Below are 10,268 nucleotides of genomic sequence, written 5' to 3' on the forward strand. Positions count from 1 at the left end.
GCTCCGATAAGGTAAACCAAAATACTAAAACATAATAACCCAATTGCGTCAAGACTAAAATCCGGCGGCATCCCCGGGCGCCACGACACAGCCATTACGACCGGACCGATTCAAAAATGTCAAATTCCTCCAGATGGAAGTCCTGGTTCGGGTAAACGACGATCTGTCGGCCGGTGACCCGCTCCAGCGCGACGATAATGTGATTCTCATCGCCGTGCAGCAGATCAGCGATATCGGGATTCACCCGGATCGTGAGCGTGCCTCCGGTCATGTCCCGAGCATCCCGCATCACCTCCCGAAAGATATTGTAGCAGATCGACCGCCCCGACATCAGGTACCCTTCCCCGTCGCAGTAAAAGCAGGGTTCGCACAGGAGGCGGTTCAGGGGCTTCCGGACCCGCTTTCGCGTCATCTGGATGAGCCCCATGTCCGACATGGGAAGGATGTGGGTCTTGCTCCGGTCCTTTTTCAGGGCGTCCTTCAGGGCGTTGAACACCTTTTCCTGATTGGTTTTTTTGGCCATGTCGATGAAATCGATGATGATGATGCCGCCGATGTCCCGCAGGCGGACCTGGTAGGCGATCTCCTTGACCGCCTCGAGGTTGGTCTTGAGGATGGTCTCCTCCAGGTTGTGCTTGCCCACATACCGGCCGGTGTTGATGTCGATGGCCACCAGAGCCTCGGTATGCTCGATGACGATGTATCCGCCCGATTTGAGCCACACCTTTTTCTTGAGGGCGCGCGTGATGTCCCCTTCCAGGTTGTAGGCATCGAAAATGGGCTCATGTCCGTCATAGAACTCCACATGCCCTTTGAGGCTCGGCATGAACGTCTCCAGGAACGAGACGATGGATTCGTAGGTCGGCCGGGAATCCACCACCACCTCCCCGGCTTCGTGGGTCAGGATATCCCGGACGGCGCGCAGGCTGACCGTCAGCTCCTGATGGAGCAGGCAGGGCGCCGAGGCCCCCTTGAATTTTGCCTGGATGTTGCTCCAGAGGGTTTTGAGAAAGTCCATTTCATAGGCGAACTTCTCCTCCTGAACCCCCTCGGCCGCCGTCCGGACAATATACCCGATGTCGTCCTCCCGAAGCGACAGCATAAGGGATTTCAGCCGGTTCCGCTCCGACTCGTCCTCGATGCGCCGGGAGATGCCCACGTGGGTAGAGGTCGGCATCAGCACCAGGAACCGGCCCGGCAGGGAGATATGGCAGGTCACGCGCGCGCCCTTGGTGCCGATGGAGGACTTGGCCACCTGAACCATGATCTCCTGCCCCTCCGTGAGCACGTCCTCGATGTGTACGCCTTTCGCGTTGATCTGCTGCGCGGTGTCCGCCGGTTCGGAATTCCCGTCGTCTTCAATGTCGCGGGTGAAAATCTTCTCGAATTCCCTGCTGCTTTCATCGAGGACGTCATCCACGTAGATGAAGGCGGCCTGGCTCAGGCCGATGTCGACGAAGGCCGCCTGCATGCCCGGTAAAACCCGCTGCACCCTTCCCTTGTAGATGTTCCCGGCGATGTCCGACTCGTCCTTCCGCTCGACGAAAAGCTCCGCGATCGTTCCGTCCTCGAGGAGGGCGACCCGCGTTTCATGGTCGCTCACATTGATGATCAGTTTTTTGTCCATGGGTCCATTTCCCGGGTGGTCAAGAGTTTTGTGACCCGCACCTGCTTGTGGATGTCCTCGGGGAGATCGAAGATCGCCTGGATGACGCATCCGGGCCGGACGATGCTGCCCGCTGAAAGCCCGAGGGTCATCTCCAGTTCGTGGGCGGACAGCCGATCGATGCCGATCACGGCCTCTTTCAGATCGACCCGGACCTCACGCCCCTTCGGGGTGGTCCGTGTCAGGATGCGGCTGGGGGCGGCGGCGAAGGCCTCCAGGGCCGGACCGTCGAAGACCGCATGCTTGTGGCGGAGTCGATACCGTGCGGCGCCGGGCGTCTGCCGGGCCGACTTGGACGGCGCCAGCCGGCACCCTTCCACGGCAAGCCCCTCCGGAAGGGATGCGTTGAGGCGCGCCGGAACCTCCGACGGCCGGACATGGGCGGGAACGGTCAGGTAAAAGGTTTCCTGCTCGCTTTCCATGCCGAGCGGCAGCGGGTCGTTGAAGGAGATCCGGGGCATGGGGTGGAACCCGCTGGAGTATTTCACGGGGATGCCCGCCCGGCGGATGGCCCGCATGAAAATGTTCACCATCTCCAGGTGTCCGAAATACCGGCCCGGCCCGAGCTTGGAATAATCGACCTGGAGCGTCCGGGTGTCGGAATCCGGCCGGGTGTCCGGGGCGGGGGCGGCGGCGTCCTCTCCGGCCATGGCTTCCGGCCCGAAGACCACGGGCTCCAGGGTGTCGAAGTCGCAGACCCCGCAGCGGTTGCACCCGCCGCTGCGGCAGTCGCCCGTGGTTTCGCCCGCTGTGGCCGCGTCCCATTCCGCCCGGAGGAATTCCCGGGTCACCCCCGTATCGATGTGGTCCCACGGAAGGGGTTCGCCTGTTTCCCTCGGGCGGGTGGTGAAGAAATCGGCGTCGATCGAGGCAGAGGCAAGCGCCTGCCGCCAGAGGTCGAACCGGAACTGGTCGCCCCATCCGTCGAAGCGGCATCCGCTCCGGTAGGCTTCGACCAGAAGCGGCGCCAGCCTGCGGTCGCCGCGGGCGAAGACGCCCTCCAGGAAGCTGACCTCCGGGTCCTGCCACTTGACCTGGACGCCCGGCAGCCGGAGCCGCTCCTTCAGGGTTTCGATTTTTTCGCGGGATTCCGCGATGGAGAGCTGCCGGCACCACTGGAAAGGGGTGTGGGATTTGGGGATGAAGGTGCCCACGCTGACGTTGATCTTCCCTTTTCGCCCTTTCGGCCCGGAAAGCCTTCGCAGGTCTTTCACCAGGTCGACGATGGCCTCGACGTCCGCCTCGGTTTCGGTGGGCAGGCCGACCATGAAATAGAGCTTGATGATCTGCCAGCCCGCGGAAAAGGCGTCGCTCACCGTGTTCAGGATGTCCTCGTGGCGGATGTTCTTGTTGATGACGTTTCTGAGGCGCTGGCTCCCGGCCTCGGGGGCGATGGTGAACCCGGTCTTCCGCACCTTCTTGATCTGGGCCATCAACTCGGGCGTCAAAGTGCCCGCCCGGAGGGACGGGAGGGAAACGGCCAGATGTTCCCCGGCGTACCTGGCCATCAGGCGGGAGAGGAGGGGCGCGATACAGCCGTAGTCGCCGGTGCTGAGGGAAAGGAGGCTGAGGTCTTCGTAGCCCGTGGCGGCGAGGGCCTCGTCCAGGAGGGCCATCAGGGTCCCGGGGGAGCGCTCCCGGACCGGGCGGTAGATCATCCCGGCCTGGCAGAAGCGGCATCCGCGGGTGCACCCGCGGGCCACCTCCAGGCGAAGGCGGTCGTGAACCGGCCGGCCGAAGGGAATCACCGGCGATTTGGGAAACGGGGCCCGGTCGAGGCTGGCGATGACGGCGCGGCGCACCCCGGCGTGATCGGAAAACCGGGGGGAGAGGGTCTGGAAGCCGCGGTCGTCCCAGCGGGCCTCGAAGAAAGCGGGGATGTAGACGCCCGTCAGCCGGGACCAGGATCTCAGGAGCGTCTCCCGCCGGCCGTCTCCCCCAACCTTCCAGTCCAGCCACAGGTCCGCCATCGCGGGCAGCACCTCCTCGCCGTCCCCCACCACGACAGCGTCGAAGAAATCCGCCACGGGCTCGGGGTTCACGGTGCAGGGGCCTCCGGCGATGACCAGGGGGTGGCCGGGCCCGCGGTCCCGGGAGAAAAAGGGGATGCCCGAGAGATCGAGCATGGTCAGCACGTTGGTGAGGTTGAGTTCATACAGGAGGCTGATCCCGATGATGTCGAACTGCGAAAGGGGCGTTCCGGATTCGAGGCTGGTCAGCGGCAGGCCGGCCTCCCGGAGGCGGGCCTCCATGTCCTGCCCCGGGGTGAAGACCCGCTCGGCGGCGATATCTTCACGCCGGTTGAGGATGCCGTAGAGGATCTGGAGCCCGAAGTGGGAGGTGCCGACCTCGTACAGGTCCGGGTAGGCCAGGGCGACCCGCAGCCCGACCCGCGCAGGGTCCTTGCGGACGCGGTTGACCTCGGAGCCCAGGTAGCGGCTGGGCTGGCAGACCAGCGGCAAGATGTCTTGAATGTCACAGGGGTTCATGATAAGTAGCTTTCGATCCGGTTGCCATTTTGCACAAATAAAACCACTATATTAACCATAATGAGGAAAAATACAAACCTTCAATGAAAATAATCGCGAGAAAGGTCATCCTGCGGCTCCTGGCGGCGGCATGCCTCATCCTGCCGCTTTTTTCCGCCGATGCCGCCCGGGCCGAGACCTACAGCCGGGAAAACGCCGTGGTCCGGGCCGTGCGGAAGGTGAGCCCGGCCGTCGTCAACATCAGCTCCGAAACCCCCATCGAGGGGCGGCAGGCGCCTTTTGGCAACATGGACCCCCTGTTCGAATGGTTTTTCAGGGATTTCTTTGAATCCGATCCGAGACGTCAGTATGAGCGCAGCAGCCTGGGCTCCGGGGTCATCATCGACGGCCGGCGGGGGTTCATCCTCACCAACGCCCATGTCATCTCCCAGACCGGAAAAATCACCGTCACCTTGAAAGATGAGCGGGAATTCGAGGCGTCCATCGTCGGGGCGGACCCGGATTCGGATCTGGCGGTCCTCAGAATCGATTCCCAGTCTCCCCTGCCCTCCGTCGAGATGGGCGATTCGAGCGACCTGATGATCGGCGAGGATGTCATCGCCATCGGAAACCCCTTCGGCTTTTCCCACACGGTGACCACGGGGGTCATCAGCGCCGTGAACCGGAATATCCGGGCCGAGAACGCGGTCTACCAGGATTTCATCCAGACCGACGCCTCCATCAACCCCGGCAACAGCGGCGGCCCGCTCCTCAACATCAACGGGGTGCTGATCGGCATCAACACGGCCATCTACGCCAAGGCCCAGGGCATCGGGTTTGCCATCCCCATCCACAAGGCCAGGCGGGTCGTGGCGGACCTCATCGAGCACGGCGAGGTCACCCAGACCTGGATCGGCATCACCGTCCAGGGGCTCAATGAGCAGATGGCCCGGTATTTCAAGGTGCCCGCCGGCGGCGGGGTCCTGGTCAGGCAGGTCGAGCCGGACAGCCCGGCCCAGGTTCGGGGGATCCGGGACGGCGACATCCTCCTGGCATTGGGCGGCATCAAGATCCGGTCCGTGGGGGAGTTCAACGCCGCCATGAAGGGCCTCGTCGCGGGGGAGAGCGTCGAGATCACCCTTTGGCGAAACGGCGCCGCCCTCAAGAAGTCGGTCCAGGCCGCCGCGTTTCCCTTGGCCAAGGCCCCTGAGCTGGGATACCGGCTCTTCGGGGTCCGGGTGAAGGATGCAGCCTCCGGCCGGGGCGGGGGCGCGGTCATCACCATGGTCCGCCCGGATTCCTATCTGGCCGAGATCGGCGTCCGTCCGGGCGACGTCATCCACCAGATCGACGACACGGCGATTCAAAACGCCCAGGAGTTCGAGCGGGCGGCCGTCAAAAACCGCAACAAGGCCTCCGTGGTCCTCCTCGTCCAGCGGGGGGATCGAGGCTATTACATCACCTTGAGGCTCTGATGCCGCCCGCCTCGCGGAATCCGCCGCAAATCCGGGGCCGGCGCTTGACACGGCTTTGCCCGTATGTTAATTTGCCAAGATTTCAGAATTATAGCATGGAAAGCGCAGCGTATCTGCACGAAAAAACTTCCAAGAGACCATAACGGATGAAGACAAAAGACGATGACAGCGGGGAGCCCGGGGTTGAAAAGCGGCCGACGATGATCGTTCCGGGGGGGGACCTCGATGCCGTCGCCAAGGCGGCTGACGGCAGGAAGGCGCCGTCTGCCGCTGCGGAGCGGCCTCCGGTCGACTACGGCGGCTTCGAAGCCCAGCGGGTCATGGCTCCCGGTGGAGACCTCGATGCCATCGCATTACATGCGGGAGACAAGGGCATGGACGGTCCCTCCGGAAAACCGGCCGGACCGGTTGACCCGATCCGCCCCGTTCCAGCAGGAGATGAGGAAGAGATGAATTATCAGGACAGAGGAACCTTTGTGGATTCAGGGGTGGACGATGCCGGCGCTCGAAAACGCCACGCCGGTTTCAGAGCCGTTCAAACGCCGGACAAAAGTACGTGGCGCATGGGCGCCCAGGGCTTCAGATTCCGGGACGGGGGCGACGAAGACCCCGCCCTTGCGCCGGGTCATTTTCACGACGGCAAAGCGGAAGCGGAGGCGCCGCGCCGCGACACCGCCCCCGCGGCCCCTTACGATACCGGCGCCGGGGATGCCTCCGGCCGGAAGGCCTTTTCCCATGGATCGGATTCCTGGGGGCAATTCCGCTCCCCGGCCCCCGGCGATGCGCCGCAGCAGCGGAGCGGCGCACCCGCCGCCGCAGCGGGAGAGGAATCGGCCCTTTACCTGGATGTCTCCACGGCCCAGCTCGAGGCGGTGATCCGGCGGATCATGGAGCGGGTGTTCGTCGAGAAGGTTGAAGCCATGCTGCGCGAGGTCCTCGAAAACGCCGTCGAAAAGGAGATGCGGAATTTCAGGGCAAGCCTCCTGAGCGAGCTGGGCAAATCCGGCGGATCCGGGGAAGGCGGTGTGGCGTAGGATCGTAGCGGAATGAGACGCGCCAATCCGATGTGATGATGACGACAGGACCGCGGATCGAAAAGAATCCGGGAATCCCCGGGGAGGATCGGCCCGTCTTTTCGATCCCAGCGGTCCGCTGTTTTTCTGCCCGCCGGAAGGCCCGGGGGCGGGCGGACAGGCTGCCGCCGCCGTAAATCAACCGATTGAGGAGTAGAGGTTCATGAGCACCAATCTGCTTGACAAGGGGTATGAACCCCATGATGTCGAAAAACGCTGGTACGATTTCTGGGAAAAGGAAGGGCTCTTCGCCGCCCAGGACGAGAGCGACAGGAAAAGCTATGCCATCGTCATCCCTCCGCCCAATGTCACCGGCGTCCTTCACATGGGGCATGCCCTGAACAACGCCCTTCAAGACATTCTCTGCCGCTACCGGAGGCTCCGCGGCGACAACGTTCTCTGGATGCCCGGCACCGATCACGCGGGCATTGCCACCCAGAACGTGGTGGAGCGGCACCTTGCCGCCGCCGGGACCGACCGCCATCAGCTGGGCCGGGAGAAGTTCATCGAGCGGGTGTGGGAGTGGCGCAGGGAATACGGCGGCGCCATCATCAACCAGCTCAAGCGGCTCGGCGCCTCCTGCGACTGGGGCCGGGAGCGCTTCACCATGGACGAGGGGCTCTCCCTGGCGGTGCGCACGGTGTTCGTCCGGCTCTACGAGGAGGGGTTGATCTACCGGGGCGATTATATCATCAACTGGTGCCCCCGATGCCATACGGCCCTGGCCGACCTGGAGGTCGAACACGAGGAGGTGAACGCCCACCTCTACTACATCCGGTATCCCTTTCCCAACGGGGAGGGCGGCATCACCGTGGCCACCACCCGGCCGGAGACCATGCTGGGCGACACGGCCGTGGCCGTTAACCCCGATGACGAGCGCTATCGGGACCTCCCGGCCGGGGAGGTGATCCTCCCCCTCCTGAACCGCCCCATTCCCATCATCCGGGACAGCTATGTGGACACGACCTTCGGCACGGGGGGGCTCAAGGTGACTCCGGCCCATGATCCCAACGACTTCGAGCTTGGCCGCCGCCACAACCTCCCGACTGTGAAGGCCATCGGCGACGACGGCCGGATGACGGCCGAGGCGGGAAAATACGAGGGCATGGACCGGTTCGCATGCCGGAAGGCCGTGCTCGAAGACCTGGAGGCCCTGGGGCTTCTCGAGAAGATCGCCCCCCTCGTCCACGGCGTCGGGCACTGCTACCGGTGCCACACCGCCATTGAGCCCAACCTGTCCAGGCAATGGTTCGTCCGGGCCAAACCCCTGGCCGAAAAGGCCATGGCCGCGGTCAGGGAGGGCAGGACGCGCATCATCCCCGACATGTGGGAAAAGACCTATTTCGAATGGCTCGAAAACATCCGCGACTGGTGCATCTCCCGCCAGATCTGGTGGGGCCACCAGATTCCGGCCTGGACCTGCGAGGACTGCGGCAGGATGATCGTGGCCATGGCGGCGCCCGCGGCGTGCGCCGAATGCGGCGGCAGCCGGCTGGTCCAGGACACGGACGTGCTGGACACTTGGTTCAGCTCGGCCCTCTGGCCCTTCTCCACCATGGGGTGGCCGGAAAAGACGCCCCTGCTTGCGACCTTCTACCCCACCTCCGTTCTCGTCACGGGGTTCGACATCCTCTTCTTCTGGGTCGCCCGCATGATGATGATGGGGATCCACTTCATGGATGACATCCCCTTCCGGGACGTTTATGTCCATGCCCTGGTCCGGGACGAGAACGGCCAGAAGATGAGCAAGTCGAAGGGAAACGTCATCGACCCCCTGTCCGTCATCGAGCAATACGGCACCGACGCCTTCCGCTTCACCCTGGCCGCGTTCGCCGCCCAGGGGCGCGACGTCAAGATGTCTGAAAAGCGGGTCGAGGGATACCGGAATTTCATCAACAAGCTCTGGAACGCCACCCGCTTCTCCCTGATGCACCTGGAGACGGCCTACCCCGAGATCCCTGCGGACCGGATCTCCCTTGCGGACCGGTGGGTTCTGTCGAAGCTGGCCCGGGTCGTCCGCACCGTCGACGAGGCCCTGTCGGCGTACCATTTCAACGAGGCCGCAGGCGCCCTCTACCAGTTCGTCTGGCACGAGTTCTGCGACTGGTACCTCGAGGCGTCCAAACCGGCGCTTTACGGCAACCTGGGGGACGAGGCCCGGGATGCGACCCGGAGCGTCCTGTGGCGCGTTCTCCGGGAAACCCTCATCCTCCTCCACCCCTTCATCCCCTTTGTCACCGAGGAGATCTGGGACAAGCTGCCGGGCGTCCGGGGCTCCATCATGCGGGCCGTCTTTCCCCTGGACAACCCCGAGAACGCAGGCATCGTCCCATCCCCCGAGGTCGAGGCCCGGATGGCGGCCGTCATGGGCGTCATCACGGGCGTCCGGAACATCCGCGGCGAAATGAACATCCCGCCCTCCGCCGTCCTGGACGTCGTCGTGCAGTCGCCGGATGACGAGACGCGCGCGACCATCGAAAGCCAGCGCGCCATGATCACGGACCTGGCCCGCCTCAAGTCCTTCACGGTGACGGCGCCGGGCGAGCGTCCGAAATCCTCGGCTACGGCCGTCATTGAAAACGCCGCCGTCTTTGTCTCCCTTGAGGGCATCCTCGATCTCGAAAAAGAGGTCATGCGACTGGAAAAGGAGATGGCGAAGATCGACAAGGAGCTGACGGGGATCTCCAAAAAGCTCAACAACGAGGATTTCCTCGCCAAGGCCCCCGACGACGTCGTGGAAAAGGTGCGGGAGAAGCACCGCGGCCTGATGGAGAAGCGGCAGAAGCTCGACGTCAACATGGAGAAGATCAAGGCGCTGGACGTTAATTAACCCGGGGATTCCCTGAAATTCCCGACATCTGTACATCCGGGAAACGGCATGGGAATCCCTTTCACCTGAAAGTCCTGGATGACCCACGGGGTGGAACATCGCCTGGACGGCCTGATCCTCATCGTCCGGAAACTGGGCTGCGCCGATATGGAAGCCCGGCTGGTTTCCGAGCGCGCGCTTCTGGCCGCGCCGGTCTGCCGCATCGCCCTCGCGGGCCTGTCCGGCGTCGGCAAATCGGCCCGGATCAACCGGCGGTTTCTTTCGGAGGATCTCCTGCCCGTGGACGGCCCCACCGTTGTTCCGACGGAGATCCGGCAGGGCCCGGAAAGGCGCCTGGAGATCTTCCCCTATCTCGATCTGCCCGATTCCCCGGGGCCGGGGAAGGCTGCGGGGGTCGCCACCGCCCTGTCGGCATGTGAGGGTCCGCCGGTCGTCGTCACCGATCCCTCCCCGGCGGACATCCGGCGGTATACCTCGGCCTCCACGGCTGAAGCGCGGGCGCGGATGGACGCCGCCACGGCCCGGGCCCGGATCCACCTCCCCTCGCCCGGGCTGGAGTGCCTGACCCTGGTGGACACCCCGGGGATCGGCCCCATGACCCGGGCGGCCGTCTCCACCCGGTATCGGATCCTGCCGGCCTGCGACCGGGTCCTTTTTGAAGCGGGGGCCGAGGTTCTCTCCCCCGCCGAGCGGACCTTTCTCGAAAGCCCGGCCCTGGCGGGGCGCGATGTCCGCCTGTATTTCCCGGGCGACCCC

General features: G+C 64.2%; 6 protein-coding genes. 4 read left to right on the top strand and 2 right to left on the bottom strand.

The window, feature by feature from the left end; all coding sequences use genetic code 11:
• Positions 1 to 94: 94 nt before the first annotated feature.
• Positions 95 to 1,627 (bottom strand): ribonuclease E/G, encoded by a 1,533-nt coding sequence (locus tag ACEW8N_RS11580; protein WP_373499981.1) that lies wholly within the window; start codon positions 1,625 to 1,627, stop codon positions 95 to 97.
• Positions 1,612 to 4,155: a TIGR03960 family B12-binding radical SAM protein gene (locus ACEW8N_RS11585; RefSeq protein WP_373499982.1), complete on the bottom strand. Its 2,544-nt coding sequence runs from the start codon at positions 4,153 to 4,155 to the stop codon at positions 1,612 to 1,614. Before ACEW8N_RS11585 ends, ACEW8N_RS11580 begins: the two co-directional genes overlap by 16 nt.
• A gap of 83 nt (positions 4,156 to 4,238) precedes the next feature.
• Between ACEW8N_RS11585 and ACEW8N_RS11590 the strand changes: the two genes are divergently transcribed.
• The 4 genes from ACEW8N_RS11590 to ACEW8N_RS11605 form a co-directional block, all read left to right on the top strand.
• Positions 4,239 to 5,609: a Do family serine endopeptidase gene (locus tag ACEW8N_RS11590; RefSeq protein ID WP_373499983.1), complete on the top strand. Its 1,371-nt coding sequence runs from the start codon at positions 4,239 to 4,241 to the stop codon at positions 5,607 to 5,609.
• A 146-nt stretch (positions 5,610 to 5,755) separates the two neighbouring features.
• On the top strand, positions 5,756 to 6,643 hold the full coding sequence (locus ACEW8N_RS11595) for a hypothetical protein (protein ID WP_373499984.1): 888 nt from the start codon (positions 5,756 to 5,758) through the stop codon (positions 6,641 to 6,643).
• 202 nt (positions 6,644 to 6,845) lie between these two features.
• A complete protein-coding gene (locus tag ACEW8N_RS11600; RefSeq protein WP_373499985.1) occupies positions 6,846 to 9,512 on the top strand; it encodes a valine--tRNA ligase in 2,667 nt (888 codons plus the stop codon).
• Between the two features lie 78 nt (positions 9,513 to 9,590).
• Positions 9,591 to 10,268, top strand: a 678-nt coding sequence (locus tag ACEW8N_RS11605) for a hypothetical protein (protein WP_373499986.1), incomplete at its 3' end; no start/stop codon positions are given.

The sequence above is a fragment of the Desulfococcus sp. genome (genome assembly GCF_041737845.1).
GTDB lineage: Bacteria > Desulfobacterota > Desulfobacteria > Desulfobacterales > Desulfococcaceae > Desulfococcus.

Excerpts from the sequence above, each read along its gene's own strand:
- ACEW8N_RS11590 (WP_373499983.1), top strand. The coding sequence starts at position 4,239 with ATGAAAATAATCGCGAGAAAGGTCATCCTGCGGCTCCTGGCGGCGGCA.
- ACEW8N_RS11600 (WP_373499985.1), top strand. The coding sequence starts at position 6,846 with ATGAGCACCAATCTGCTTGACAAGGGGTATGAACCCCATGATGTCGAA.
- ACEW8N_RS11585 (WP_373499982.1), bottom strand. The coding sequence starts at position 4,155 with ATGAACCCCTGTGACATTCAAGACATCTTGCCGCTGGTCTGCCAGCCC.
- ACEW8N_RS11580 (WP_373499981.1), bottom strand. The coding sequence starts at position 1,627 with ATGGACAAAAAACTGATCATCAATGTGAGCGACCATGAAACGCGGGTC.
- ACEW8N_RS11595 (WP_373499984.1), top strand. The coding sequence starts at position 5,756 with ATGAAGACAAAAGACGATGACAGCGGGGAGCCCGGGGTTGAAAAGCGG.